Origin of the sequence: Rhizobium sp. WW22, assembly GCF_047041135.1 — a bacterium.
Classification (GTDB): Bacteria; Pseudomonadota; Alphaproteobacteria; order Rhizobiales; family Rhizobiaceae; genus Rhizobium.
The window spans coordinates 3,503,582-3,529,297 of record NZ_CP178198.1; the positions used below are offsets into that span (position 1 = coordinate 3,503,582).

Annotated in this window: 24 protein-coding genes, 1 tRNA gene and 1 pseudogene; 13 read left to right on the forward strand and 13 right to left on the reverse strand. The window is 60.5% G+C overall.

The annotated features are described in order from the left end of the window. The first annotated feature begins 90 nt into the window (after positions 1-90). Positions 91-1,293, forward strand: coding sequence for an ROK family transcriptional regulator (locus tag ACK83U_RS17015; RefSeq protein ID WP_112609767.1), 1,203 nt, complete (start codon positions 91-93; stop codon positions 1,291-1,293). 3 nt (positions 1,294-1,296) lie between these two features. Here the strand turns inward: ACK83U_RS17015 and ACK83U_RS17020 are convergent, their stop codons facing one another. Then, positions 1,297-1,632: a DUF6665 family protein gene (locus ACK83U_RS17020; protein WP_112609769.1), complete on the reverse strand. Its 336-nt coding sequence runs from the start codon at positions 1,630-1,632 to the stop codon at positions 1,297-1,299. 250 nt (positions 1,633-1,882) lie between these two features. On the opposite strand from ACK83U_RS17020, the gene ACK83U_RS17025 reads away from it, so the two are divergent. Next, positions 1,883-2,416: a methylated-DNA--[protein]-cysteine S-methyltransferase gene (locus ACK83U_RS17025; RefSeq protein WP_112420170.1), complete on the forward strand. Its 534-nt coding sequence runs from the start codon at positions 1,883-1,885 to the stop codon at positions 2,414-2,416. Positions 2,417-2,512: 96 nt separating this feature from the next. Here ACK83U_RS17025 and ACK83U_RS17030 read toward each other — a convergent pair whose 3' ends face one another. From ACK83U_RS17030 to ACK83U_RS17050, 5 genes are all read right to left on the reverse strand, one after another. Next, positions 2,513-4,516: an aldo/keto reductase gene (locus tag ACK83U_RS17030; RefSeq protein WP_112609771.1), complete on the reverse strand. Its 2,004-nt coding sequence runs from the start codon at positions 4,514-4,516 to the stop codon at positions 2,513-2,515. 164 nt (positions 4,517-4,680) lie between these two features. Continuing rightward, entirely contained in the window at positions 4,681-5,769 is a 1,089-nt protein-coding gene (locus tag ACK83U_RS17035; protein ID WP_112609773.1) for a sn-glycerol-3-phosphate ABC transporter ATP-binding protein UgpC, read from the reverse strand. Between the two features lie 15 nt (positions 5,770-5,784). Continuing rightward, entirely contained in the window at positions 5,785-6,621 is an 837-nt protein-coding gene (locus ACK83U_RS17040) for a carbohydrate ABC transporter permease (protein ID WP_015338242.1), read from the reverse strand. Next, complete coding sequence (locus tag ACK83U_RS17045; protein WP_112338865.1) at positions 6,618-7,478, reverse strand: carbohydrate ABC transporter permease; 861 nt, start codon at positions 7,476-7,478, stop codon at positions 6,618-6,620. Before ACK83U_RS17045 ends, ACK83U_RS17040 begins: the two co-directional genes overlap by 4 nt. 175 nt (positions 7,479-7,653) lie before the next feature. Continuing rightward, on the reverse strand, positions 7,654-8,928 hold the full coding sequence (locus ACK83U_RS17050; protein WP_112609775.1) for an ABC transporter substrate-binding protein: 1,275 nt from the start codon (positions 8,926-8,928) through the stop codon (positions 7,654-7,656). 86 nt (positions 8,929-9,014) lie between these two features. Here ACK83U_RS17050 and ACK83U_RS17055 point away from each other — a divergent pair, with 86 nt between their 5' ends. Further along, positions 9,015-9,965, forward strand: a complete 951-nt coding sequence (locus ACK83U_RS17055) for a helix-turn-helix domain-containing protein (protein WP_412474864.1) — start codon at positions 9,015-9,017, stop codon at positions 9,963-9,965. Positions 9,966-10,029: 64 nt separating this feature from the next. Next, complete coding sequence (locus ACK83U_RS17060; RefSeq protein WP_112609779.1) at positions 10,030-10,800, forward strand: TIM barrel protein; 771 nt, start codon at positions 10,030-10,032, stop codon at positions 10,798-10,800. On the opposite strand, the gene copD is transcribed toward ACK83U_RS17060, so the two are convergent. Continuing rightward, positions 10,797-11,681 (reverse strand): copper homeostasis membrane protein CopD, encoded by an 885-nt coding sequence (gene copD, locus ACK83U_RS17065; RefSeq protein ID WP_112609781.1) that lies wholly within the window; start codon positions 11,679-11,681, stop codon positions 10,797-10,799. The genes ACK83U_RS17060 and copD overlap by 4 nt on opposite strands. A gap of 351 nt (positions 11,682-12,032) precedes the next feature. Here copD and ACK83U_RS17070 point away from each other — a divergent pair, with 351 nt between their 5' ends. Then, positions 12,033-12,806, forward strand: coding sequence for a metallophosphoesterase family protein (locus ACK83U_RS17070; protein WP_112609783.1), 774 nt, complete (start codon positions 12,033-12,035; stop codon positions 12,804-12,806). A gap of 7 nt (positions 12,807-12,813) precedes the next feature. On the opposite strand, the gene ACK83U_RS17075 is transcribed toward ACK83U_RS17070, so the two are convergent. Together ACK83U_RS17075 and ACK83U_RS17080 are read right to left on the reverse strand one after the other, a co-directional pair. Further along, complete coding sequence (locus tag ACK83U_RS17075) at positions 12,814-14,295, reverse strand: NAD-dependent succinate-semialdehyde dehydrogenase (RefSeq protein ID WP_112609785.1); 1,482 nt, start codon at positions 14,293-14,295, stop codon at positions 12,814-12,816. A 71-nt stretch (positions 14,296-14,366) separates the two neighbouring features. Further along, on the reverse strand, positions 14,367-15,638 hold the full coding sequence (locus tag ACK83U_RS17080) for a 4-aminobutyrate--2-oxoglutarate transaminase (protein ID WP_112609787.1): 1,272 nt from the start codon (positions 15,636-15,638) through the stop codon (positions 14,367-14,369). Positions 15,639-15,858: 220 nt separating this feature from the next. Here ACK83U_RS17080 and ACK83U_RS17085 point away from each other — a divergent pair, with 220 nt between their 5' ends. The 3 genes from ACK83U_RS17085 (at position 15,859) to ACK83U_RS17095 (ending at position 19,325) form a co-directional block, all read left to right on the forward strand. Next, complete coding sequence (locus tag ACK83U_RS17085) at positions 15,859-16,686, forward strand: MerR family transcriptional regulator (RefSeq protein WP_112609789.1); 828 nt, start codon at positions 15,859-15,861, stop codon at positions 16,684-16,686. 83 nt (positions 16,687-16,769) lie between these two features. Continuing rightward, positions 16,770-17,396 carry a ribonuclease D gene (locus ACK83U_RS17090; protein WP_112398639.1) on the forward strand — a complete coding sequence of 209 codons (627 nt, stop codon included), beginning with the start codon at positions 16,770-16,772 and terminating at the stop codon, positions 17,394-17,396. Positions 17,397-17,633: 237 nt separating this feature from the next. Next, complete coding sequence (locus tag ACK83U_RS17095; RefSeq protein WP_112609791.1) at positions 17,634-19,325, forward strand: hypothetical protein; 1,692 nt, start codon at positions 17,634-17,636, stop codon at positions 19,323-19,325. 102 nt (positions 19,326-19,427) lie between these two features. Here ACK83U_RS17095 and rpsA read toward each other — a convergent pair whose 3' ends face one another. The 3 genes and pseudogenes from rpsA to ACK83U_RS17110 form a co-directional block, all read right to left on the reverse strand. Beyond that, complete coding sequence (gene rpsA / locus ACK83U_RS17100) at positions 19,428-21,131, reverse strand: 30S ribosomal protein S1 (protein ID WP_112338876.1); 1,704 nt, start codon at positions 21,129-21,131, stop codon at positions 19,428-19,430. Between the two features lie 180 nt (positions 21,132-21,311). Next, positions 21,312-21,944, reverse strand: a complete 633-nt coding sequence (cmk, locus tag ACK83U_RS17105; protein WP_112609793.1) for a (d)CMP kinase — start codon at positions 21,942-21,944, stop codon at positions 21,312-21,314. Between the two features lie 13 nt (positions 21,945-21,957). Beyond that, positions 21,958-22,182: pseudogene (locus ACK83U_RS17110) on the reverse strand (FMN-binding negative transcriptional regulator); the annotation flags it as partial. Between the two features lie 248 nt (positions 22,183-22,430). Between ACK83U_RS17110 and ACK83U_RS17115 the strand changes: the two are divergent. From ACK83U_RS17115 to ACK83U_RS17135, 5 genes are all read left to right on the forward strand, one after another. Continuing rightward, positions 22,431-22,811, forward strand: coding sequence for a TIGR02300 family protein (locus ACK83U_RS17115; protein WP_015338257.1), 381 nt, complete (start codon positions 22,431-22,433; stop codon positions 22,809-22,811). 151 nt (positions 22,812-22,962) lie between these two features. After that, a tRNA-Ala gene (locus ACK83U_RS17120) sits at positions 22,963-23,038 on the forward strand. Between the two features lie 200 nt (positions 23,039-23,238). After that, positions 23,239-23,463, forward strand: a complete 225-nt coding sequence (locus ACK83U_RS17125; RefSeq protein WP_412474865.1) for a GIY-YIG nuclease family protein — start codon at positions 23,239-23,241, stop codon at positions 23,461-23,463. Between the two features lie 107 nt (positions 23,464-23,570). Next, positions 23,571-24,290 carry a YoaK family protein gene (locus tag ACK83U_RS17130; protein WP_112420144.1) on the forward strand — a complete coding sequence of 240 codons (720 nt, stop codon included), beginning with the start codon at positions 23,571-23,573 and terminating at the stop codon, positions 24,288-24,290. A 72-nt stretch (positions 24,291-24,362) separates the two neighbouring features. Then, entirely contained in the window at positions 24,363-25,154 is a 792-nt protein-coding gene (locus ACK83U_RS17135; RefSeq protein WP_112412257.1) for a YdcF family protein, read from the forward strand. 39 nt (positions 25,155-25,193) lie between these two features. Here ACK83U_RS17135 and ACK83U_RS17140 read toward each other — a convergent pair whose 3' ends face one another. Continuing rightward, the gene (locus ACK83U_RS17140; RefSeq protein ID WP_112338880.1) at positions 25,194-25,673 is read right to left on the reverse strand and encodes a hypothetical protein; all 480 of its coding nucleotides are present in this window, start codon (positions 25,671-25,673) and stop codon (positions 25,194-25,196) included. Positions 25,674-25,716: the final 43 nt, after the last annotated feature.

Here is a 25,716-nt window from a genome sequence, read left to right on the forward strand (position 1 = left end):
TCCCTGATGAAACTCTGTGGTTTCTTTTAAGTCAATTGTCTTGACTAATTTGTTCTTCAATATTCTATTGCTGTCAAGAGGCAAAAGCAGATGAACGATATTCGCCCGATCAGGGCTACGAGCGGAACGAACCACGAGGGCACCAGCGCCCATAACCGGCGGGTGATCATCGACGCCCTCAGGCTGAACGGCGCGCTCTCCCGCGCCGACCTTGCACGCGCCACGCGCCTGACAAAGCAGACAGTCTCCAACATCATCGAGGAGCTGGAGCACGACGGGTTGGTGACATCAAGAGAAACGGTGCGACGCGGCCGCGGCCAGCCCTCGACTCCCTATGGCCTCGTGCCGGAAGGTGCTTTCGCCATCGGCCTGCAGATCGACCGGCATATCACCCGTGCCATCGCCGTCGATCTCGTCGGTAATGTCCTCATTCGCAAGGAAGCGAACCTGCCGGCCGGCGGGCCGACGACCGGCACCCCTGTCGTTCTGCAATTGGTGGAGGACGTGCGCACCGAGCTCAAACAGCGTGTGGCGCAGGCGGAAAAGCGCCTCGTCGGCCTTGGCGTGGCTATGCCCGGCCCTTTCGGCATCGAACAGGATGATGCCGACAATCCCTGGATGATGGGCCCGTGGCAGCGCTTTCCCTTGCTCGAAACCCTGTCGGCCGGCACGGGCCTCAACGTCACCCTGCAGAACGACGCTGCTGCCTGCGCGACCGCCGAGCGCATGGTCGGGGCCGCGCATGGGCTCGATCACGCCGTCTGCCTCTATGTCGGCTATGGTATCGGTGCCGGGCTGATCCTCGGCGGCGAGCTCTATAGCGGCGCCCATGGCAATGCCGGCGAAATCGGCATGGCGCTGCTGACATCAGGCGGAAAACAGACCCAGCTGGAGCATCGCGCCTCGCTGGCTTCTCTGTATGATCACCTCGGCGTCGATCCGATGGCGCCGGACCTCTATTCGCTGATAGACAAGCGCGCTGCGGCAGACGATCCGGATATTCTCGCCTGGATCGAAAGGGCAGCGATCGACCTGCGCTGGAGCGTGCAGCTCATCGAAACCATCTTCGATCCGCAGACGGTGATCCTCTGCGGCGGTGCGCCCATTGCGCTCGCAACCCGCTTGATTGCCGCCATGCAGCCGCTCCTGCCCTCCAATGCCGATCGCCCGGATCGATTATTGCCGCGCCTGCAGCTCGGCATGACCGATCCCTGGGCGGTGGCGCGCGGTGCGGCGGCTGAGCCGATCGGCCACGCCTTCGATCCGCGCTTTTCGGCGATCTTGAAATCCTGATATTCAGGGATGTCTCGGGCTGGCCCCGAGGCGCGCAAGCACTTTATTCGGAATGCCATAACGCTGGATGACATCGCGGCCGTTGCGCAGACCGCAGATCTCGCGATGGATGAACATTCCCCAGACGGCTTGCGCCGCGGTATCCACCAGCCGCTCGTGCTCCACGCCCGCCTTGCCCTTGGCTTCGCCCTCCCGCAAGGCTGCAAGCGCCGCTTCCACCTTCATGCCATGATGGCCGAGCGTGCTGGCGCGTTCCGATAGCATCTCATACTCAAGAATGCCGAGGCCGGTTTCTTTGGTTTGAGATGGATTGAAGTTGCGTGGCGGGCGAACTGTCATTCGAGCTCCGCATACTGATGATCTGTCTCCCCTTGGTTTTACACAAATTCAACCCGTTTCCCAAACGTGACCACGCCGCCTGCGCCATCTGAACTGCCAGCAGGGATCGGGAAATGCCGGGATTTCGCTGCCCCCTATCTGTTTTCGGGTGGCTGGAGCGTCTCATTTGAGGTCCAATGCGGACATAAGCGCTCCATCGGAGGCAATCTCGCCCGATGCCGCAAGCGCAATTCAAAGAAAGGATATCGGCATGACCAAAGCTTCGAAAAATGCGGAAAAGCAATATGTCTATCGGATCATGGACTCGCCTGTCGGCGCCTTGAAACTCGTCGGCAGCGATGATGGACTTGCCGCGATCCTCTGGGACAATGATCGGCCGGGCCGCGTGCCGCTGCTGGTCGTCGCAGAAGACGACAGCCATCCTGTATTGCTGGAAACCGAGCGGCAGCTCCGCGAATATTTCGCCGGCGAACGACAGGTTTTCGATCTGCCGCTCGACTTTGCCGGAACGGAGTTCCAGCAGAAGGTCTGGCAGGCTCTGCTCGCCATCCCCTTCGGCGAAACGCGCAGCTACCGCCAGATTGCGACTGAGATCGGCTCGGCAAAGGCGATCCGTGCCGTCGGCGCCGCCAATGGCCGCAACCCGATCTCGATCATCGCGCCCTGCCATCGCGTAGTGGGATCGGCAGGCGATCTCAGGGGATTTGCCGGCGGTCTCGAGCGCAAGGCCTATCTGCTGCGCCTCGAAGGAGCGGATACGAAGACATTCGATTTCGCCGCCTGATCGTTTGGCAATTATCAACGACGCATATGCAAAAGGCCCATCCGGTTTCCGGATGGGCCTTTTGCGTCGATAATGCCTTTGAACGACAGGCCTATCTCAGCCTTCGAGCCACTTCACCTGTTCCGGCGTCAGCTTGATGTCGAGCGCCGAAAGGCTGTCCTCCAGTTCGGCGACCGTGCGCGGGCCGATCAGCGGGATCACCGGAAAGGGTTGGGCGACGACATAGGCGAGCGCGATGTGGATCGGGCTGCGGCCAAGCTTCTGCGCCAGTTCGATCGCCCGATCGCGGCGGCCGAAATTGCGGTCGGAATACCAGACTCGAACCAATTCCTCGTCGTCTCGTTTGTCGCGGCCGGCGCGGTCGGTGAAGAAGCCGCGGCCCTGGCTCGACCAGGCGAAGTTCGGGATCTGCTTGGCATTCAGCCAGGCCTTCCACTCGTCGTCGGAGGCGGCAACGCATCCAGCCCAGATCGGATCGAGCATTTCCGCCAGCGAGAAGTTGTTGGAAAGGGCAGCCGGTGCCGCCTTGCCGTTCTTCTGAGCATAGGCAATCGCCTCGTCGAAACGGGCGCGCGTCCAGTTTGAGCCGCCGAAGATGCCGCGGATGCGGCCGGCCTTCACCTCTGCATCCATGGCATCCACGAACTCGCCGACCGGAACGTCGGTGTTGTCGCGGTGCATGAAGTAGATGTCGACATAGTCGGTCTTCAGGCGGTTAAGGGATTGGTCGAGCTGCTTGGCGATCACGTCCGGATAGCAAAGCGGTGAATGCGCACCCTTGCCGATCAGCACGATCTCCTCGCGCGGCACGTTGCGGCTGGTGTGCCAGTCGCCGAAGATGCTCTCCGTCTTGCCGCCGCCATAGACATAGGCCGTGTCGAAGGCGTTGCCGCCGGCTTCATAAAAGGCGTCGAGCGTCAGCGAAGCGGCTGCGAAATTCGGGAAAAACTCGAAGCCGAGCGTGACGAGCGATGCCGGTTTCGAGATGCCCGGAATGCTGCGCTTCGGGATGCTGTTGCCCTTCGTGACGGTCGCGCCCGCGATGTTCTTCGTCCGCTTTGCTGCCTTCTCGACACCATATTCGAGGCCGATCGAAGCGCGCCATTGGTCGAGCACCTTGAGGTTGCCGATCGAATCGGCCCAGCTGATGCCGGGATACGCGAGTTCCTTTTGTCCGGCGCGGATGGCATCGCCGGCCGCATCGACTTCGAAGGAATAGAGCCAGCGCTCCTCCTTGACCTCGATCGTCTGAGTTTCGCCGCCCTTGATGACCTCGATCTTGCCGACCCCGCCCTTATGGCCGGAGGCGAACCAGAAGTCCTTGACTTCGATACGGCCATCCGAGCCGATAATGCGCAGCGTGTTGTCCTGGTTCGCCATGATCGAGCAGGACACTTCGGCGATGACGTTATTGGGGAACTTCAGGACGGCGGAAGCCCATTCGTCGACGCCGGTTTGGCCGAGATGGCCGACGCCCGATACCTTTTCGGGATCGAGGAACGGCTTGCCGTCGACCGCGCCGGCGATCAGGCGGGCCATCGACACCGGATAGCCGCCGACGTCGAGAATGCCACCGCCAGCCATGTCATTGGCAAACAGCCGGTGTTCCGGATTGACCTTGCCCATATTGAAGCCGAAGGAGGTGCGGATGATGCGTAGATCGCCGATCACACCGCTCTTGACGAGCTCGATCAGCTTCGCCGTCTGCGGGTGGACGCGATACATGAAGGCTTCGCCGGCGAAGACACCGGCTTTCTTGGCCTCGTAATAGATAGCTTCCGCATCAAAGGCGGAAAGCGCGATCGGCTTTTCGACAAGCACATGCTTGCCGGCACGGATAGCCTTGATCGCCCATTCGGCATGGCCGGTATGCGGCGTGGCGATGTAGACGGCGTCGATCTCCTTGTCAGCGAGCAGGGCTTCATAGCCATTGACGATGCGCGCGCCCGGGAAACCGTCGCCCAGGCCCGGCTTGTCCGGATTGCGGCTGGCGATGGCCACCAGCTTGCCGCTGCGGGAATGGGCGATACCATCGGCAAAAGTCTGTGCGATCCTGCCGGGGCCGATGATGCCCCAGCGGATTGGTGTCTCAGTGGTCATGGAACGATCCTTTCCTAAATCTGCATGCTGTCTTGGGAGGATGGCTAGAGCGTGATGCCGAAAAGTGTATGCGGTTTTCGGACGACATCACGCTCTACTTCTTTGATTCTAGAGCGGATTCAGATTTTAGATCGACCCGACCTAAATTCATCCGGCTCTAGCGCCTATCGCAATCGGTTGCCGGCGCTGTCGAACAGGAATGTCTTGGCGGCCGATAGCGCCACGGTGAGCTTGTCGCGATTGCCCGTGTTGCGGGACTCCTCGCGCTCGATGACGATCTGCTCGCCGCCTTCGACATTGGCGTAGATGTAGCTGGTATTGCCGAGATGCTCCGCGACGTCGACATCGACGGTCATGTCCACATCGCCGCGCCCAGCCTCGAGGAAGTGTTCCGGGCGGACGCCGAGCGTCACCGGCTGGCCGACCTCCACCTTGGCGGACGTGATCGGCAAGGCCAGACGGATATCGCGCTGGCCCTTGAGCACGACGGCGATGCGGCCCTGCTGACTATCCGCGACCTCGGCCTGCAGGAAGTTCATTTTCGGCGAGCCGACGAATCCGGCTACGAACTGGTTTGCCGGATCGTCATAGAGATCGAGCGGGGCGCCGACCTGCTCGATGTTGCCGCCGCGCAGCACGACGATCTTGTCGGCGAGCGTCATCGCTTCCGTCTGGTCGTGCGTGACGTAGATCATCGTGGTGCCGAGCTTCTTGTGAAGGCGTGAGATTTCCACGCGCATCTGCACGCGCAGTTCGGCGTCGAGGTTCGAGAGCGGCTCATCGAACAGGAAGATCTGCGGTTCACGCACGATGGCGCGGCCGATCGCGACGCGCTGGCGCTGGCCGCCGGAGAGCTGTTTCGGCCGGCGCTGCATGAGCTCCGTGATCTGCAGTATCTCGGCCGCCTGCTTGACGCGACGGTCGGTGTCGGCCTTCGGATTGCCGTTCATCCTGAGGCCGAAATTGAGGTTCTGCTCGACCGTCAGGTGCGGGTAGAGGGCATAGGACTGGAAGACCATGGCGATGCCGCGATCGGCCGGTTCCACGTCATTGACGACACGGCCGCCGATCTTGAGTTCGCCGCCGGAGATATCCTCCAGCCCGGCGATCATGCGCAGCAGTGTGGACTTGCCGCATCCGGACGGGCCGACGAAGACGACGAATTCGCCGTCCTTCACCTCGAGATTGGCGCCGTGGATGATTTCCAGCGAACCGTAGCGTTTGACGATATTGGTAAGAGACAGTTCAGCCATACGGGTCTCCCGGAATTATTTGATTGCGCCGGCGGCAATGCCGGCGATGAAGTGGCGTTGCAGGAGAACGAAGATGATGAGGATCGGCGCCGTCAGCATCACGGCACCGGCCATGATGCCGCCCCAGGAGACCCTGGTGAGGCCGATCAGCGTTCCGAGCGCCACGGGCGCGGTCATCATTCCCGGCCGGGAGTTGATGAGCAACGGCCAGAGATAATTGTTCCAGGAAGCCAGGAACAGGATAATGGCGAGCGCTGCCATCGTCGGCCGCGCCAGCGGCAGGGCGATGCGCAGGAAGATCTGCCATTCCTTGACGCCCTCGACGCGGGCGGCGTCAAAGAGTTCGCCCGGCATCATCGAGAAGGCCTGACGCATGAAGAGGACGCCGAGCGAGTTGAAGAGCGGCGGCACGATCAGCGCTACCCACGTGTTCGCCAGCCCGAAATCGCGCGCCACCATGATGAATTGCGGGATGATGACGACGGAGTAGGGCAGCGTGATCGTGCCGAGGATGATGCCGATGACGCCCGAACGACCGGCGAACTGGTAGCGCGCCAGCGCCCATCCGGCCATCGATGTCAGCAGCACAGACAGGCAGGTATAGACGACGGCAACGACGATGGAGATCGTCATCGCGCCGACGAAGTTGGTGTCGGCCTGCAGGTTCCGGAAGTTATCCATGAAACCAGTCGACGGTGTCAGGACGATGCCGGGGCTGAAAATGCCGTAATCGGGCATGGTCGAGAAGACGAACATCATCCAGATCGGAAACAGCCAGATGATGGCGAGCGGCGCCAGCAGGCCGTGCAAGGCGATGGAGCGGATCAGAGTGGATTTGGACTTTGATTTCATTTCGGTTCGCGCCCCACCCAGAGATTGAGAAGAGAGATGGCCACCGCAAGCGCCGCCATCGTATAGGCGATCGCTGAGGCGTAGCCGAAGTTGGTGGACTGGAAAGCCTGGCGATAGAGCAGCAGGCCGAGCGTTTCCGTCCCGCCGCCGGGGCCTCCTCTATTGGTGATCAGATATGGTTCGGTGAAGAGCTGCATGGTGCCGATGACGGACAGGACGACGCAGAAGAGGATGATCGGCTTCAGGAGTGGCAGGGTGATGTGGATGAACTGCTTGAAGCGGCTGACGCGGTCGAGGGTCGCGGCCTCGTAAACATCCTCTGGGATCGATTGCAGCCCGGAAAGGATGATGATGGCGTTGTAACCCGCCCACCGCCAGGTGACGGCGATAACGATGAGTACCATTGCGGCATGCGAGTCGGCAAACCACGACACCGGCGCTATGCCCACGCCGCCGAGCAGCTTGTTGATGATGCCGAAGTCGACATTGAACATCAGGCGGAAGACGGCAGCATAGGCCACTTCTCCGACAACCACGGGCGCGAAGAAAGCAAAGCGAAAAATGCCACGCGCCTTCAACAACGGCGAATTCAGCAGCACCGCCATGACGGTGGCGAGCGTTATCATGACCGGCACCTGAACGATCAGGATGATCAGCGTGTTTTCAAGCGCATTGTAGAATGCCGGGTCGCCAAACAGCCGCCCCCAATTGAGCGACAGATTGAAGGTCCAGGGATTAACCCGTGTATTCTGGAACGATATCAGGAACGAATCGATGATCGGCCAGACCCAGAAAGCGGCGAATACCAGAAGATAGGGTGCAAGGAACGCATAGGCGCTCCGGTTTCGCAACCGCATGAAAGCCTTCTCCTTTAGCGCAGGAAAATGATGCGTGACATCACATCCCCGCCGCTCCTAGAGCGTGACGCCGAAAAGTGTAGGCGGTTTTCGGACGACGTCACGCGCTACTTCTTTGATTCTAGGGCGGCGGGGATGCCGGGCGCGGCTTGGGAGGCACGCCCGGTAGTGTCACTCATTTCGCGAGCGGCAGACCTGTCGCCGAAGCGATCTGCTGGGCTGCATCGTCGAGCGCGGCCTTGCCATTCGGATAGCCGCCAGCGAGATATTTCGTCTGGACAGCCTTTATGACCTCATCGGCATCACTGAAATACTGGGTGCCTGGGCTCGGGTTGATTTTCGGCAAGGTGGCGAGAATATCGGCCCAGACCTTTTGCCCGCCCCAATAGGGCTGCGGCTGATTGACGAAAGGATCTTGGACCGCTGTCAGCAGCGACGGCACGAGGCCGAAGGATTTCAGCATGGTCACCTGGCCCTCATTGGTGCCAAGTGTGTATTCGAGAAACTTCCAGGCGGCTTCCTTGTGCTTGGATCCGCTGGCGATTGCGAGCGACGAGCCGCCGAGATTGGCTGCGTGCGGGCCGTCGGCCGTCATGCTCGGCATCGGGTAGACGCCCCATTTGCCGGCAAGGTCCGGCGAGGTGGAGCGGATAGTGCCTTCATACCAGCCGCCATAGAGCTGCGACGCCACCTTGCTTGCCGTGTTCGCCTGGATTTTCTCGTTCCAGTTCGCGGCGCTCATCAGGCCCGCGTCGTTGATTTCCTTTACCTTCTCCAATGCCTTGACGCAGCCGGGCTGGTTGACGGTGATGCTCTGGCTGTCACCTGAAAAATACCCACAGCCCTGTTCGTTGGCGAGCATGCGGAACCATTCGGTGTCGCCGTTGAGATCGGCCTGCGTCATGATCACGCCCGGATTGGCGGCGGAGATCTTCTTGCCGGCGGCAATGAAATCGTCCCAGGTCTTGATGGTTGCCGGATCGACGCCTGCTTTTTCATACATGTCGCGGCGATAGAACATGGTGACCGGACCGGAATCCCACGGCATCGCATAGGCGGCATCGCCGACCTCAAGCTCGGCGCGCTTGAATTCCGGGAACTGCTTCTTCAGCTCATCCTTGTAGCCGAGCTTCGTGAGATCGGTCAGGCAGTCTGGAAAGCGGTTCCAGAAGATCGAAGCTTTGTGGTTTTCGATCGACATGACGTCAGGCAGCCCATCGCCGCCGGCAGCGCAGGCAGCCAGCATCTTGTCGAAGACCCCTGGGTTGCCGATGTCTTGAACCTCGACCTTGATGTCAGGGTTTTTCTTATTGAATCCCTCGACCGTCGATTTCAGCGCCGATGCGGCGATGTTCCAGCTCCATACGGTAATGGTGGTTTGCTCAGCAAAGGCAGAACCGGAAGCAAGCAGGGCAGCAAGTGCCGTCGCTCCAGCAAGTTTTAAACGCATTGAAAATCCTCCCTTTTCAATTGCCGTCCTCAGTAGAACACGCTTAAACTATCCGCCGGTACGCTTCTGTCTCCTAAAAAGGGAACATCGACTTGGCGAAAAGTAAGGTGGGTCAACGGGCAGTTTATCAGCCGGGTGCGAGCAGTGTCGAAGGGCTCCCAAACGTCCTGCAGATGTTTCATAACCAGCCGTTGCCGATGGCAAAGCCGCATTGGCACGCACAGGTGGAAGTCAATTACATTGTCCGCGGGACCGTGCACTACCGCATAGGCGATCACGAGCTTACTTTGCGAGCCGGTGAGATCTGTCTTTTCTGGGGCGGCCAGCCGCACCAGCTGGACGAACTGTCCGACGATTCGATCTATGCAGGCGCGCATCTGCCGCTCGTGCATTTTTTCCGCTTGCGGCTGCCGCTTGATATCTCCGGCCGTCTTATTCGTGGGCAGGCATTGATAAGCTCGGCGACCGATGCCGCCGATGACGAGAACTTCGCCCGATGGCACCGCTATGTCATGTCCGGCGACGGCGCCAAGGCGGAACATGCCGTCGCGGAACTCCTGCTGCGTTTGGAGCGCATCGCTTTCGAGCCCTATCGCATGGTTCCGGAAAAGACTGGAAATGCGGCCAATGACCAGGCTCATCCGCAATCCTCGCGCAGCCTGGCGCGCATGTGTGATTTCATCGCCGATAATTTTCTGCATGACATCGATACGGTTGACATCGCCAAGGCGGCACACTTGCATCCAAAATACGCGATGAATCTTTTCAAGAAATCCACCGGCATGACGCTGGCCAAATATGTGAACCTGCTGCGCCTTTCGCGGGCGCAGGCGATGCTGATGCGCGACGGCGCCAATGTGCTGCAGGTCGCCATGGATAGCGGCTTCGGTTCGATCAGCGCTTTCAACAAGTCCTTCCGCCATATTGCCGGGATGTCGCCTTCCGATTTCCGCCGTGATATGCGCGTGCTCTCTGCGGTGAAGTTAGAGGCCATCAAACCGTCGATGCCGCGGCTGCCACAGCAATATCATCGCTAGAGAAGCTTGCGGTTGCGCATGATCTCGCGCATTGCTCCTGACCAAATCGAGGGAAGAGGATCTCATGCGACAGTTTTCGGCCTGTATCGAGTGGTTGTTTGCGCGCGATGGCGATGCTTTTGCGGATCGTATCCGGCTTGCACAGGCGGCGGGACTCGACGCGGTCGAGTTCTGGCACTGGACGAACAAGGATCTGGACGCAATTGCAGCTGCCGTCGCCGAAACCGGCATCGGGGTGTCCGGCATGGTGGCGGAGCCTATGATCGCGTTGACGAATCCGGCAAACAAAGAAATTTGGCTGAAGGGACTGCGGGAGTCCGTTGCTGTCGCCCAGCGCCTCGGCGCGCCAGTTCTGATCGCGCAGGCCGGCGATGAACTGGCAGAATTTTCCCGCGCCGAGCAGCGCGCGGCCATCGTCGCTACCCTTCGTGCCGGTGCTGACATTCTCGAAGGGTCCGGCGTCCGGCTCGGCCTTGAGCCGTTGAACACGAAGATAGACCATGCCGGCTACTACCTGTCTTCGACGGCGGAGGGCCTCGATATTGTCGACGAGGTCGGCCGCCCGGAAGTGGGTATCGTCTACGATCTCTATCATTCGGCCGTCATGGGCGAGGACACGCAGCAGGTGATCTGCGATCGCATCGACCGCATCGTCCATCTCCATGTTGCCGATCATCCCGGCCGCAACGATCCCGGCACAGGCCATATCGATCTGGCGGAACGGCTGGATTGGCTGTACGCCCAAGGCTATCGCGGCAGGGTGGGCCTGGAATACAAGCCGACGACACAAGATCCGGCGGCCGTTCGGTCGGTCGTGAAATCGCTCCGCGGCTAGACTGGCTCCATCATGCCAAAGACGGCAACCAGCGCGATGACGATAATGCCGATCACGATCTCGGAGATACTTCCGAGCCGGAGGGCCAGCAGCGCCCGGCCCGGCTTGCGGCCGATCCAGGGAACGAAGACGTAGCGGTTGATAATGGCCAGCACCGTCATGATGGCAACCAGGGCGATCTTGATGGCAAGCAACTTCTGATACGGCGAAGACCAGTCCGTTGGCAGGCGTTTCAGGACCAGTAGCGTGCTGACGATGCCGGAGAGAATGACCAGTGCGACTGCAACGTGACCGGCATTGGAGAACCGGCGCAGCGCGAATTGCGCTTCCGCCCTATATTCCGGCTGGCCGAGAAGCTTGAGGATTGGGATCAGCGGCACCAGCGCCCCCAGCCAGCCGCCGCCGGCAAGCACGTGCAGGATATCATTGGCCCGGTGCACCTGCTGCAACCATCCCTCCAGCATCGAGGCATGCCCAGTCAATGACAGAGAGGCAAGGCCAATGCTGGCGCCCAGGGCCAGCCTGTGGCGGCGCCAGTTCTGTGGCGGCAGCAAGGCGCAAATCATCACGATGGCCGCCAGCATCTGCGCCTGCCAGGCGAGCCCGACCGTTGTTTCGAAAACCACTTCATGGATCATGCCGGCATCGAGCGCATCGCTCCAGCCGCTGCCGATATTCGCCGTCGTCACCGGCAGTGCGGCCAGTGCCGTTAAAGCCGCAACCATGACAATCAGCACAAACGGTTTTGCAATCATGCGCCAAACGGTGTCGGCAAGTGCTCTTGGTACGAGGAGAGAGAGATAGGCGCATGCGCCCCATAGAAGCATCAGGGATGCATCATGCAGAAAGCGGCAGAGTTGGAGCGCTGTCGTCGTATCCATCAGGGCTTCACGATAAGTTTACAGTCGCCATGAATGGGACGTTCCAATTTGAGGCGGCAGCCCTCGTGCCGAGGCCCCAATATCTGGGTTTCCAGGGTCGACGGCGGAAGGTCTCGCGCCAGCGTGGGTAGCGCGATAAGATTGCGGATACGCACTGTCAACTTTCTCCATGCATAAAGGTGCCGTTCGGGACGCTTTGCCGCAAGGCGGGTTGGTGCTGCAGGTTCGGTCCTGCTGCCAGAACCGTCACCAGCGATAATTTCCGCCTTTCTGGCAAAGAATCGTCGCTTTTGAGTTCTTTTTGCAGACACAGTTGAGGCGTTCCGGGGTGTGCGCTCGAAAGGCAGTTTCATGGCGGCGTCCAGGATACGCGAAAAAATGACCAATGGCTTCGGCCATCGTCGACGCCGGGAATGGCTCGAACACCTCGACATGCCCACCTACGTCATCGGCGATGTCCACGGGCGTTACGATCTCCTGAGCGCGCTGGAGCGCAAGATCTTTGCCGACGCGGCGGGATTTCCCGGCCGAAAGCTCATCATCATGCTGGGGGATTTCATCGATCGCGGTCCTGCCTCGGCGCAGGTCGTCAGCCGGCTGATGGCGCCGCCGCCGAACGGTTTCGACCGCATCTGCCTGACCGGCAATCATGAGATGGAGATGCTTTCCTATGTCGACGGAGAGATATCGCTTGAGGATTGGGTGGCGCTCGGCGGGGATGCGACGCTCGCCTCCTATGGCGTGGATATCCCTCGTTTGCAGCAATTATATCCCAAGCGGAAGAAGCTCGATACGTTCATTCGAACCTGGCTGCCCGACGATCACGTTAATTTCCTGCGTAGCCTGCCGATCCTGCTGGACACGCCCAAGGCGCTGTTCGTTCATGCCGGCATCGATCCCGACCGGTCGATTGCCGACCAGCAAGACGATGACCTGGTCTTCATCCGCTCGCGTTTCTACGACAGCGCGCAGCCGCTGCCGAAGCTGATCATCCACGGCCACACGCCAGTCCAACGGGCCGAAGTCAATGGTCTCAGGCTCAATCTCGATACCGGCGCCTTTTACACCGACCGGCTGAGCGCGGCCCGCCTGTGGCAGGGCCGCATTCATATCACCTCAACCTGATAGCCGGCTACAGGTTGCCGATGCAGAGATACTTCATTTCCAGATAGTCGTCGGCGCCGTGGCGCGAGCCTTCGCGTCCGAGGCCGGATTGCTTGATGCCGCCGAAAGGTGCCGTTTCCGACGACATCAGGCCGGTATTGATGCCGACCATGCCATATTCCAGCGCCTCGGCCACCCGCCAGACCTTCTTGAGGTCGCCGGCGAAGAAATAGGCCGCAAGGCCGAATTCGGTATCGTTTGCCTGGGCGATGACATCCTCGACGGTGTCGAAGCGGAAGAGCGGCGCAACAGGACCGAACGTTTCTTCGCGTGCGACCTTCATGCTACGGTCGACGCCTGTCAGGATCGTTGGCGCAAAGAAGGTGCCGGCGCCTTCGATGCGCTTGCCGCCCGTCACGACGCGCGCGCCCTTCGAAACGGCATCCCGAACATGGTCTTCAGCCTTGGCGACACCCTGTTCGTCGATCAGCGGCCCAACAGTTACACCTGGCTTGAAGCCGTCGCCGACAGAAAGCTCGGCCACCTTGGCGGCGACCTTGGCGGCAAAGGCGTCATAGACATTGGATTGCACATAGATGCGGTTGGCGCAGACGCAGGTCTGCCCGGCATTGCGATATTTCGAAGCCATTGCGCCTTCGACGGCGGCATCGAGATCGGCGTCGTCGAAAACGATGAAGGGCGCATTGCCGCCGAGCTCGAGGCTGACCTTCTTGATCTGGTCGGCGCACTGGCGCATCAGGATGCGGCCGACTTCCGTCGAGCCGGTGAAGCTGATCTTGCGCACCTTCGCATTGCCGCAAAGTTCGCGGCCGATCGCCGGGCCATCGATGCCGACGATGATGTTGAGGACGCCTGGGGGAATGCCTGCCTCCTCGGCAAGCACGGCAAGCGCGATCGCCGTCAGCGGCGTCTGTTCGGCGGGCTTCGAGACCACGGTGCAGCCGACGGCCAGCGCCGGCGCGATCTTGCGGGCGATCATGGCCGCCGGGAAATTCCAGGGTGTGATCGTGCCGACGACGCCGACCGGCTGCTTGATGACGACCATGCGCTTGTCATTGGAGGGCGCGGGGATGGTTTCGCCGTAGATGCGCTTGGCCTCTTCCGCATACCATTCGACATAGGAAGCGGCGTAGAGAATCTCGCCTCTGGCTTCCGGCAGCGGCTTGCCCATTTCGGCGGTCAGGATCGCCGCCAGCTCGTCGGCGTTGGCAACCATCAGATCGAACCATTTGCGCAGGATCGCGGCTCGTTCCTTGGCCGGACGGGCAGCCCAGGCGACCTGCGCGGCATAAGCAGCATCGATGGCAGCCGTTGTCTCGGCAGCACCCATATCGGGCAGCGAGGCCAGCACTTCGCCGGTCGCGGGGTTGATGACATCGAATATCTTCGTCGCGCCGCCGGCAGTCCATGCGCCATTGATATAGCCGGAAGCGCGCAGGAGGCGCGAGGAGAAGGGAACATGCTTGGTTATTGCGGTCGTAAAGGACATGGTCTGCACTCCGACAGGGTTTGCCCGGCAGTTCGCGCCGGCAAATAAAGGAAAATACGTTGGCGCGCCTGTTAATGGGAGGCGCTTGCCTCCAATAGCGATGCCTCGAGGATATCGAGCGCTTCGCTGAACACGCCATCCTGAATAGTGATCGGCGACAGGAAGCGGATGACGTTGCCATAGACGCCGCAGGTCAAAAGAATCAGCCCCTTGTCGAGCGCGATCAGCCGCACCTTGTTGGCGAAATCCGCGCTCGGCAGCTTCGTCGTCGCGTCGTTGAATTCAACCGCATTCATGAAGCCGGGGCCGCGAATGTCGACGATTTCAGGCACCTTGTCGCGCAGCGATTCCAGCCGCTGCTTCAGGCGCGAGCCGAGCTGGTTGGCGCGGTCGCAAAGACCCTCGTCGGCGATGACGTCGAGTACGGCATGGGCAGCGGCGATGCCAAGCGGATTGCCGCCATAGGTGCCGCCAAGGCCGCCCGGTGCCGGTGCATCCATGATTTCGGCGCGGCCGGTGACGGCGGCGAGCGGGAAGCCGCCGGCAAGGCTCTTTGCCATGGTGACGAGATCGGCGGCCACCTCATGGTGGTCCATCGCGAACATCTTGCCGGTGCGCGCAAAGCCGGTCTGCACCTCGTCGGCGATCAGGAGAATGCCGTGCTGGTCGCAAATCTCGCGCAGTGCCTTCATGAAGGCCGCCGGCGCGGGACAGAAGCCGCCTTCGCCCTGCACGGGCTCGAGGATGATCGCGGCCACACGCTGTGAATCGACATCGGCGGCAAACAGCTTCTTCAGTGTTGCCAGCGACTGCTCGACACTGATGCCGTGCAGCGGCACCGGGAAGGGTGCATGGAAAACATCGCCCGGCATCGGGCCGAAGCCGATCTTATAGGGGGCGACCTTGCCGGTCAGCGCCATGCCCATGAAGGTACGGCCGTGGAAGCCGCCGCCAAAGGCGATAATGGCGGAGCGGCCGGTGGCGGCGCGGGCGATCTTGACGGCATTTTCGACCGCTTCGGCACCAGTCGTCACGAAGATCGTCTTCTTGGCGAAATCGCCGGGAACGATCGCGTTCAGCCGCTCGGCCAGATGCACATAGCTCTCATAGGGTACGACCTGATGGCAGGTATGCGTAAAGCGGTCGAGCTGTTCCTTGACGGCGGCAATCACGCGGGGATGGCGATGGCCTGTATTCACCACCGCAATGCCGGAAGCAAAATCGATATAGCGATTGCCTTCCTTGTCCCAGATCTCCGCATTTTCGGCGCGGTCGGCATAGATCTGCGTCGTCATGCCGACGCCGCGAGAAATGGCGGCGTTCTTCCGCTCGGTCAAGGTCATTGCAGTGGCTCCCACAAGGCGTTTTTGAATTATCTTGCAGAAGTTCTGCAAGTTATTTACAAAACCCCTACATTTTTCCTGTAGGATTTCAAGCGGGATTTTGTTTGGGAGACAAGAATGAGCCGAAGGCTGGCAGGAGGTTGCCGCTTTCCTTTAAGGCGCGCTAAGTCGCTTCATCCGTGCTAAACGGATCGAAAAACGACAATCAGGATCTTGGCGAATGAGCAGTATCGAGCCGGAGCGATATCCGGTGCGCTATAAGGTGGCTGAAGCGGCGCGTCTTGCCGGCGTGTCGGCCTCCACGCTGCGGCTATGGGAAAGCCAGGGCCTTGTGGTTCCCTCCCGCTCCGAGACCGGACACCGCCAGTTCAGCGCCGAGGATGTGGCGCGACTGAAGCGTATTGCATGGTTCCGCGCCGAACGTGGCCTCAATCCTGCAGCGATTCGCGAAGCGCTCGAGACGGAGGAGGGGACTGCCGGATTGGAAAATGGCGAGCAACCGGCCTCCTCCGATATCGGCCGTAGGCTCCGGTCGCTGCGCCATGCCGCCGGCAAGACGCTGGACCAGGTCGCCGTCGACATGGGCATGACGTCGTCGACGCTGTCGACCCTGGAACGCACCTCGCAAGGCGTCAGCTTCAAGACCCTGCATGATCTGGCTGATTATTATGGCACGACGGTATCGCGCCTGTCCGGCGAGGAACGGGAGGATGCTTCCGCGCTCGTCCGATCCGGCGAATGGCGTGCCTGGCCGGCAACGACGCCGGGCGTCACTGTCCAGCTTCTCGCCGAAGGACGGACGATGATGGACTGCCATCGCTTCGTACTCGCACCTGGTGCGACGAGCGAGGGTGCCTATCGCCACGAGGGCGAGGAGTTCATCCATGTTCTCGCCGGTCGCCTGGAGCTGGTGCTCGACAGCGACCAGTTCTTCGATCTTCTGCCCGGCGATTCCCTTTATTTCGAAAGCCGCCGTTATCATTCCTGGCGCAACCGGCATGATGGTGAGACCATATTGCTCTGGATCAATACGCCGCCGACATTTTGAGCGGTGCCGGTATGGTTCTCATCCTCTCCGTTCTATAGAACGGACGAAAAGCGAATTCAGAACGACAGAGCCGGGAGAATCTCATGGCTGCCACCATCCGTTATCACGAAGGCGATATTTCCACTGAGGATGCCGCCCGCTACACCGGCGCCATTGCCATCGACACCGAAACTCTCGGCCTCGTTCCACGCCGTGACCGACTTTGCCTCGTGCAGCTTTCGCCCGGCGACGGCACGGCTGACATCATCCGCATTGCGGCTGGCCAGAAGCAGGCCCCCAATCTCGTCGCCATGCTGGCCGACCCGACGCATCAGAAGATCTTTCACTATGGTCGCTTCGACATCGCGGTGCTGTTTCACACCTTCGGCGTCACCACGACACCTGTCTTCTGTACCAAGATCGCCTCGCGCCTCTGTCGTACCTATACCGACCGTCACGGCCTGAAGGACAATCTCAAGGAAATGCTCGAGGTAGATATCTCCAAGGCGCAGCAATCGTCCGACTGGGCGGCGGAAACGCTGTCCCCGGCGCAGCTCGAATACGCCGCCTCCGACGTGCTTTATCTGCATGCGCTGCGCGAGAAGCTGACGCAACGCCTGCTGCGCGATGGCCGCATGGACTATGCGGATGACTGTTTCGCCTTCCTGCCGACGCGCGCCAAGCTCGACCTCCTTGGCTGGGAAGAGGCGGATATCTTCGCGCATAGCTGATTGCTTCGCTTGCAGCGCGAAATCCAGGGGCCAGTGTCGCGGAAGTGGCATTGGCCCTTTTATTTAGGGATCTGTTAAGGATTCGACTGCTATTTTGCGGATGATCTCCAGTTCTGCGCGTTCGCGCCTCGTCAGTTCGGTCATCCGGCGCTAGGAAATCCACAGGCCGCATGAGCGGACCTCAATTGAACCTGCTTCCCGCTTCCATCGTCGTCTTGCCAGACAAAGGAGCATGTCATGTTGCTTCCCGTTGGTGTCGTGTCCGCTGTGGGTGTGTCCGTTGAGAAGCCGATTGTCGCGACGGCCGAGACCTCCGGGCTTCAGACGACGGCAACGCCGCTCGCCGTTCTGTCGAGTACCGTCAATGCCAGCGTCGAGGGAAAGCTGAACATGCTGCTGGTCGCGGCCCGCGAACGCATGCTCGACAGCCTGCTTTCCGCGATCGATGCCGCCAGCAAGGTGGTGAATGTTTCTCGTGAGCCGGGCGAGAGCAATACCGCCTATGCGCAACGTGTTGCCGCCGCAATCCGCAGTCTGACGCCGCCGCAACTTGCCGCCGCGCAGCAGCGAATGGATGCCCAGATGAGGACGCCGGTATCCTTGCCGCTTCTCGCAGCGGCATTGCAGGATCCGGAAAGCGCGCAGGCGGCGCAGCTGGCTCTCAGCCTGGAGCAGGCGTCGGTCACCGAGCCGGACGCCGTTCTGAAGGCGGTCGTCAATTCCTATGGGCAGAATGCCGGCAAAGTGGAAACGCCGGCTGCGCAGGGACCGACATCGGCTCCGCTGCAGAAGGTGGCCGATCTGGCCGCCCAGGCGACGGCACTTGCAGCTGCCGCAGAAGAACCGGCCTCCGCTATGCCCGCATCTGCGCCTGCGCCGGCCACACCACCGCCGGCTCAGTCTGTTGCACAGCCGGCACCTGCGGCGCAGCCGGCGCCACAATCGGGCATTCCCGTACAATCTCAATCCGCGCCGGCTGCTGCCCAGACGGCTCAAGCACAGACAGTTGCGCAAAACGCTACTGTCGCCGCCCCGCAAGCCGCGCCTGCCGGTAGCGGTGCCGCTGCCCCTGCGGCCGTCATTGCCCAGCCTTCCGAGCTCGCTTCTCTTGTCGATGATTTGACCGCGAGCGTACTGCTGACGGCGATCGCCACCGAAGCCGAACTACCGACCGAAGTCGCGCTGATCCGGTCGCCGCTAGCGCCGCTGCCGGTGCCGCGCGATATCCAGCAGATAGAAGCCGACATCAAACAGGGCTTGCAGGTCGTCATTAGCGCGCCCGCGATGGCGACCAGTTCCGATCTTCTTCAGATCATCAACAATCCCTCCTCTTCCGTCGAGAAGATCATCGCCCAGGCACTGACCGGCAATGCTGCCGCGCAAGCCTCATCCGCGCAGCCGCCGGCCGTCAAAGAAGGCCTCAAGAGTCCGGTCGCGGCGGCGGCCATGCCGGTGTCACTGGCGGAAGGACCCGAAGCATCCGACGTTCTTGCCATCGCTTCCGGCAAGCCGATGTTGCAGACGTCGGCTGTAACGCCGATGGCGGTGTATGAGGCTGCGGAGCAGACGGCAATGCCGGCACCTCTGCCGCTCGGCGTTCCCTTCGTCGTGGCGAATTATCTGCCGGCAGACGCCCCCGCCAAGAACAGCGAATCGAAATTGCTCAATCGCGTCGATCCCGTCGGCGATGAGGAGGGCGGACAAGCTCAGGACGAGGAGAGCCGGCAAGGTCAGGATGAAGAGCATGCCGATGCGGAGGAAGCATCGACAAAGTCAGAGGGCGAGGCATCTGACGAAGCGGAAGCTGGCCCGGCCTCCGCGAGGGATGATAGCGTCAGGCCGGAGCTCGTTGCCTTGCCGCAGCCTCTGCGCGACCCTCTGCACGACCACGCCTTCGATTTCTACCGGCGCATGGTCGCCTGGGAATAGCCGGCTCGCAACAGACAGGCGGCACGGGCACCGCATGGTGGACAAAGAAAAACCCGCCGGATCGCTCCGGCGGGTCTTTTGTTTCCAGGCTTCTACCGAAGATTATTCGGCGTTGCGGTTCTTCAGAGCCGCACCCAGGATGTCGCCGAGCGAAGCGCCCGAGTCGGACGAACCGAACTGAGCAACGGCTTCCTTCTCTTCCGCGATTTCCAGAGCCTTGATGGACAGCATGATCTTGCGGTCCTTCTTGGAGAAGTTGGTGACGCGAGCGTCGACAATCTGACCAACCGAGAAACGCTCCGGGCGCTGCTCGTCACGGTCACGCGACAGATCGGCGCGGCGGATGAACGAGGTGATGTCTTCGTGGTTGACGAGCTTCACTTCGATGCCGCCGTCGTTGACTGCGATGACTTCGCAGGAAACGACTGCATTCTTGCGCAGGTCGCCGGAAGCTGCTGCTTCGCCGACTGCGTCCTTGCCGAGCTGCTTGATGCCGAGCGAGATGCGTTCCTTCTCGACGTCGACGTCGAGAACGACAGCCTTGACGACGTCACCCTTGTTGTACTCTTCGATGACCTGCTCGCCCGGACGGTTCCAGTCGAGGTCGGAGAGGTGAACCATGCCGTCCACATCGCCGTCGAGGCCGATGAACAGGCCGAATTCGGTCTTGTTCTTGACTTCGCCTTCGACTTCGGTGCCAGCCGGATGGTTGCGGGCGAATGCTGCCCACGGGTTTTCCAGCGTCTGCTTCAGGCCGAGAGAGATACGACGCTTGGTCGGATCGACTTCGAGAACGACGACTTCGACTTCCTGGCTCGTGGACAGGATCTTGCCGGGGTGAACGTTCTTCTTGGTCCAGGACATTTCCGAGATGTGGATGAGGCCTTCGATGCCCGGCTCCAGCTCAACGAACGCACCGTAGTCGGTGATGTTCGTGACGGTACCGGAGATCTTCTTGCCTTCCGGATACTTGGCCTGGATGCCATCCCACGGATCGCTCTCGAGCTGCTTCATGCCGAGCGAGATGCGGTGGGTTTCCTGGTTGATGCGGATGATCTGTACCTTGACCTGTTGGCCGATGGACAAGATTTCCGACGGATGGTTCACACGGCGCCATGCCATGTCGGTGACGTGCAGCAGGCCGTCGATGCCGCCGAGGTCAACGAACGCACCGTAATCGGTGATGTTCTTGACGACGCCGTCAACAACCTGGCCTTCTTCGAGGTTCTGAACGATTTCAGAACGCTGCTCGGCACGTGACTCTTCCAGAACCGTACGACGCGAAACGACGATGTTGCCGCGACGCTTGTCCATCTTGAGGATTTCGAAGGGCTGCGGGTTGTGCATCAGCGGGGTAACGTCACGGATCGGACGGATGTCGACCTGCGAACGCGGCAGGAAGGCGATAGCGCCATCCAGATCGACGGTGAAGCCGCCCTTGACCTGGTTGAAGATGACGCCTTCGACGCGCTCGCCAGCTTCGAACTTGACTTCGAGCTTGATCCAACTTTCTTCGCGGCGAGCCTTTTCGCGCGACAGAACGGCTTCGCCAAGCGCGTTTTCGATACGCTCGACGTAGACTTCGACTTCATCGCCAACCTTGAGCGTGCCGTCCTTGGCGCGTGCACCGAATTCCTTCAGCGCGATGCGGCCTTCGACCTTGAGGCCGACGTCTACAACGGCGACATCCTTTTCGATGGCGGTGATGATGCCCTTGGTGACATAGCCTTCAGCCAGATCGTTCTTGGCAAAGGATTCTTCGAGAAGGGCCGCGAAATCTTCGCGAGAGGGGGAAGTTACAGACATAAAATCTCCTGGCGTGTCCCGATCATGCAATCTGGACACTGATGCGCCGGTGGTTCGCGTTGAACAGGCCTGACCCCAGTCCGCCTCCCTTCGGGAAGCTATCCGGCGCTTGGACGGAATGTCAGGCTATCTTGAAATCGGCGGTTTCCGGCGCGAGGCGCGCGAAGGCCGCTCAAATTTTCAGGCATTTCGGCTCAGAGCGGCGTCGATGATCGATTTCGCCGTCTGAAACGCCGCTTCTATACTCATTTCTGAGGTATCTAGCAAGTGCGCGTCTTCAGCTGGTTTCAAAGGGCTGTCGGTGCGTCCCATATCGCGCTCGTCGCGCCGTTTCACGTCCTCGAAAATGGCGTCGTAATCGGCGCTGCCGCCGGCTTCGACAATCTCCTCGTAGCGCCGCTTCGCCCGCACTTCGGCCGAGGCCGTCACATAGAGCTTTACCGGTGCGCCCGGGCAGACGACGGTGCCGATATCGCGGCCGTCCAGCACGGCGCCGGGCTCCTTCTGCGCAAATTTTTGCTGCATCTCGCGCAATGCGGTGCGCACGGTCGGCATGACTGCGATCTTCGAGGCGGCCTCGCCGATCTCATGTCTGGACAGAACGGCCCGGTCGAGCCCGGCGAGATCGACCTTGCGCGCCATGCCTTCGGCAATCGCTTCGTCGTCGAGCGGCAGCCCGGCATCGAGCAGCGCCTTGGCCGTGGCGCGATAGGTGAGGCCGGTGTCGAGATGATGATAGCCATAGGCTTCGGCGATCCGGCGTGCCAGAGTTCCCTTGCCGGCGGCCGCTGGTCCGTCGATGGCGATGATCATGTCTTTTCCGTCCCTAACCGGTCTCTCGTTGTTTGCTGTAGCGACGCACCAGTCCGGCCATTTCCGCCAACGCCGTGCGATCGATCGCCGAAAGGCCTTCGGCGACGCCCTGTCGGTCAGCCAGCGGCCGGTTCTGGCTCACCTTCCATTTGCCGTCAATCGTCTCGATGTCGATTTCGATGCCGGCGATGCCTTTCATCTGGGCTGCGATGAATTCCGGCAGCGCATCTTTCCACGCTCTATGGCTCAGCGTGCCTGGGCCATTGCATTTTCCGGGCGAGTATCTCCTCGACGGCCTCCCGCTTCGTATAGCCCTTTGGCAAAGGCCCGCCGACCACTATACTAAAACCCTATGCAAAGCGGCGTGAACTTTAGCTTTGACAGAAACGGCCGCAACGATTAAGGGGACCGGCTGATATTTCCCTTAAAACGCCGGCTTCCCCGGCATTGCCGAATTTTCATTCGGCCATTCATGAGGCTTTGACAGTGGCGAAAGCGGAACTTGGAACAAAACGTACCGATCCCGATACCGGCAAGAAGTTCTATGACCTGAACCGGGATCCGGTGGTCTCGCCCTATACCGGCAAGTCCTGGCCCTTGTCCTTCTTCGAAGAAACCTCCGCTTCCAAGGAAGTTCCGGAAGAGGATGAAGTGGCCGAAGTCGATACCGAAAACACGGAAGTCGAACTGGTATCGCTCGAAGATGCCGACGAGGCTGCAAGCGGCGACGACATTCCGGATATCGGCGATGACGATGTCGAAATCGGCGACGATGACGACGATACCTTCCTTGAAGCCGACGAAGATGAAGATGATGACGACATGAGCGACATCATCGGCGTCACCGGCGACGAAGACGACGTCTGATCTGAAAGACGATCGGCCCGGTGAAAGAAAAAATTTCCCGGGCCGAATTTTTCGGCTTGCTATCTGTGAAAACCACAAGTAATAAGCCGCCACCCCGACGGGCGAAGCGCTCGGAAGGGACCCAGGGCCGGTCAAACGGCACCATCTTGATGGGGCTATAGCTCAGCTGGGAGAGCGCTTGCATGGCATGCAAGAGGTCAGCGGTTCGATCCCGCTTAGCTCCACCAGCCTTCGCTCTCCGAGCTTCGGCTCGGCAAGCCAGTAAACGAAGGCTGTCGCGCTGAAGTTACGCAGTAACGAAAGCGGACTTTATCCAAGCTGACTCAATGAGCTAAACTGGAAGATAGTTTTTGTACAACTGGTCGACAATGTATCGGTTGTGTCGACGTTGCTATTAGCTATCATGCGGTGCATGAAGTACGTCTAGATCCTTCAAAGCCATGATTTTCCCGATCGTTACTATATCGGCGTGACTGGAGACTTGAAAGCTCGCCTGGCGAAGCACAATGCCAGAGAAGTGCCTCATACATCGAAGTATGCGCCGTGGTCGGTCAAAACCTACATCGGCTTTTCCGATGAGGCGCAGGCGTTCGCATTTGAAAAATATCTCAAATCCGGATCGGGTCGCGCCTTTGCCAGAAAGAGATTGTAACCGCGCTTTGGAGAGACGCCCTCCGTTGCAAACCGGCGCTATAATCCTCCGCATCCCCCCAACTTCATGCTAACCTCCCATCCTCCGTAACCCGCCCCGAATCGCCCATGACCAGACAGCGCCGCCGTCGTCTTATCAAGACCCGCCGTACCGTGACGGGGTTTCTGCTCGTTGCCTCGATCGCCTTTCTGGCGGGCATGACCGATGCCGTCGGGCTGATGCTGACGGGCAATTTCGTGTCCTTCATGACCGGCAATACGACACGGGCGGCGATTGCCCTCGGAATGGGCGAGTTCGGTCATGCGGCGGTGCTGTTCTCGGCCATCCTGACATTCATCATCGGCAATGCGCTCGGCATCGTCATTGCCCATGCCGCGGATCGGCGAGCTTTCGTGGTGCTTGCCTGCGTCAGCATCCTTCTGGCCGCTGCCGCGGGTTTTGCGGAGCCGTCGCTGGTTCTCGTGCAGTTCTATCTGGTGGTTCTTGCCATGGGCATGGTCAATGCCACCGTCGAGCATATCGAAGGCCTGCCGATCGGCCTCACCTATGTTACCGGGGCGCTGTCGCGCTTCGGGCGTGGTCTTGGTCGTTTCCTGCTGGGGGATCGGGATTTTCTCTGGACGGTGCAGATCGTGCCCTGGAGCGGCATGATATCAGGCGCCATCATCGGCGCGCTTCTGGCCGGCGCCTTTGGCGCGCACGCGCTCTGGCTGGTGTCGATGGTCGCACTTGTCCTGGCGCTGTCGACGCTTTTCATCCCCCGTCCGCTGCAGCGCCGCTTTAATCAGCGCTTCGCGCCGCCGCCGCTGGCACGGCGGGCGAAATAGCCACATTGCAGTGCACAAAAATCTGCTAGGGAGTAAAGCGAATCGTTTTGCCGACAAGCGTAAGGATGTGCCGTGTTCGTTTTTTCGAAACTTGTCTGGATCTTCGGTCAGCCGCTGTCGCTGGCCTTCTTGTTTGTCCTGTTGGCATTCATCGCCGCTCTGCTGCGCTGGCGAGCAACCGTCATCACCTCGGCGCTCTTGTCGGCGCTGATCCTGTTCGTCTCGCTTTATACGACGGCCGGCGCCTATGTCGTTCAAACGCTCGAAGAGCGCTTTCCGCATCCGGCTGCCGATCCCGCCGATCTCAAATGCATGATCGTTCTCGGCGGCGCCACTCAGAACGAGGTGACGACGGTCCGAGGCGGCTACGAACTCGATTCGGCCGGCGATCGCCTGATTGAAGCGCTGCGTCTCGCGCAGAAATACCCGCAGGCGCGCATCGTGATCTCGGGCGGCGACGGCTCGATCGGCGGCACCTATGAGGGCGATGCCGTGATTTCCGAGCGTTTCTTCACCGCGCTTGGCATTCCGACAAGCCGCATGGTCGAGGACAAGACCTCGCGCACCACCTTCGAGAATGCCGTCAATACGAAGGAGCTGCTGGCGCAGAACGGGCTTTCGGAGTGCCTGCTGATCACTTCGGGCTTCCACATGCCGCGCTCGATGGGCATTTTCCGCAAACAGGGCATGAATGTCGTGCCCTGGCCGGTCGACTATCGCAGCACCGGCAAGGAAAGTCTCGGCTTCGATTTCACACAGCCCTCGCGCAATGCGCAACTGCTGGCGACCGGATTGCGTGAATGGGTCGGTCTGGTCGGCTATTACGCCGCCGGCCGCACCTCCGCCCTGTATCCAGGACCGTAACGGCGTATTCAGGCCCTAACGATGCGCGCGCCGTAAAACCTATTTCTGGGATATGGTGACGAATTTGGTGCCGCGCACCCTGACGGTGATTTCGCAGACCGCTTCGCCATCCTTGCGGTCGCAGAAGCGCGGATGCATCTTCATGACCAGCACCATGTTGCCGAAGCGCTGGATGAAATCGTAGCCGTAGATCTTCGCCGTGGCGATCATCAGGTAGCCGCCTTCGGCCACCTGGACATAGAAATTGTAGGGGCAGCCTTCGTCCGTGCAGTAGGGTCCCTTTTCGCCCTTGCAGGTGATCTCACCTTCATTGACGACGATATCCATCAGTTTGTCGTTGTTGATGTCCTGCTGGGTGGCGAATTTGTCGCCGAAGCTCACCTGGCCGTCGCAGCTCTTGGTGAAATGGTCCTTCTCGAAGGCCACGGGGTCCTGCAGGATCGATTGCTGCGCCTCGGCCGCGGCGGGCATGACCACGAGAGCGAAGAGGTTGAGGATTAAGATCAGCAGGGATTTCACGGGGGGATTCCTTTTCGAAGCGCCGTTACGGTCGCGATAACAG

What these genes read in the sequence shown, in the direction of transcription:
- ACK83U_RS17130 (WP_112420144.1), top strand. Translation starts at nt 23,571, where the DNA reads ATGACCAGACAGCGCCGCCGTCGTCTTATCAAGACCCGCCGTACCGTG.
- ACK83U_RS17020 (WP_112609769.1), bottom strand. Translation starts at nt 1,632, where the DNA reads ATGACAGTTCGCCCGCCACGCAACTTCAATCCATCTCAAACCAAAGAA.
- ACK83U_RS17035 (WP_112609773.1), bottom strand. Translation starts at nt 5,769, where the DNA reads ATGGCTGAACTGTCTCTTACCAATATCGTCAAACGCTACGGTTCGCTG.
- rpsA (WP_112338876.1), bottom strand. Translation starts at nt 21,131, where the DNA reads ATGTCTGTAACTTCCCCCTCTCGCGAAGATTTCGCGGCCCTTCTCGAA.
- ACK83U_RS17025 (WP_112420170.1), top strand. Translation starts at nt 1,883, where the DNA reads ATGACCAAAGCTTCGAAAAATGCGGAAAAGCAATATGTCTATCGGATC.
- ACK83U_RS17015 (WP_112609767.1), top strand. Translation starts at nt 91, where the DNA reads ATGAACGATATTCGCCCGATCAGGGCTACGAGCGGAACGAACCACGAG.
- cmk (WP_112609793.1), bottom strand. Translation starts at nt 21,944, where the DNA reads ATGATCATCGCCATCGACGGACCAGCGGCCGCCGGCAAGGGAACTCTG.
- ACK83U_RS17085 (WP_112609789.1), top strand. Translation starts at nt 15,859, where the DNA reads ATGAGCAGTATCGAGCCGGAGCGATATCCGGTGCGCTATAAGGTGGCT.
- ACK83U_RS17040 (WP_015338242.1), bottom strand. Translation starts at nt 6,621, where the DNA reads ATGAAATCAAAGTCCAAATCCACTCTGATCCGCTCCATCGCCTTGCAC.
- ACK83U_RS17050 (WP_112609775.1), bottom strand. Translation starts at nt 8,928, where the DNA reads ATGCGTTTAAAACTTGCTGGAGCGACGGCACTTGCTGCCCTGCTTGCT.
- copD (WP_112609781.1), bottom strand. Translation starts at nt 11,681, where the DNA reads ATGGATACGACGACAGCGCTCCAACTCTGCCGCTTTCTGCATGATGCA.
- ACK83U_RS17075 (WP_112609785.1), bottom strand. Translation starts at nt 14,295, where the DNA reads ATGTCCTTTACGACCGCAATAACCAAGCATGTTCCCTTCTCCTCGCGC.
- ACK83U_RS17095 (WP_112609791.1), top strand. Translation starts at nt 17,634, where the DNA reads ATGTTGCTTCCCGTTGGTGTCGTGTCCGCTGTGGGTGTGTCCGTTGAG.
- ACK83U_RS17045 (WP_112338865.1), bottom strand. Translation starts at nt 7,478, where the DNA reads ATGCGGTTGCGAAACCGGAGCGCCTATGCGTTCCTTGCACCCTATCTT.
- ACK83U_RS17070 (WP_112609783.1), top strand. Translation starts at nt 12,033, where the DNA reads ATGGCGGCGTCCAGGATACGCGAAAAAATGACCAATGGCTTCGGCCAT.
- ACK83U_RS17060 (WP_112609779.1), top strand. Translation starts at nt 10,030, where the DNA reads ATGCGACAGTTTTCGGCCTGTATCGAGTGGTTGTTTGCGCGCGATGGC.
- ACK83U_RS17080 (WP_112609787.1), bottom strand. Translation starts at nt 15,638, where the DNA reads ATGACCTTGACCGAGCGGAAGAACGCCGCCATTTCTCGCGGCGTCGGC.
- ACK83U_RS17030 (WP_112609771.1), bottom strand. Translation starts at nt 4,516, where the DNA reads ATGACCACTGAGACACCAATCCGCTGGGGCATCATCGGCCCCGGCAGG.
- ACK83U_RS17090 (WP_112398639.1), top strand. Translation starts at nt 16,770, where the DNA reads ATGGCTGCCACCATCCGTTATCACGAAGGCGATATTTCCACTGAGGAT.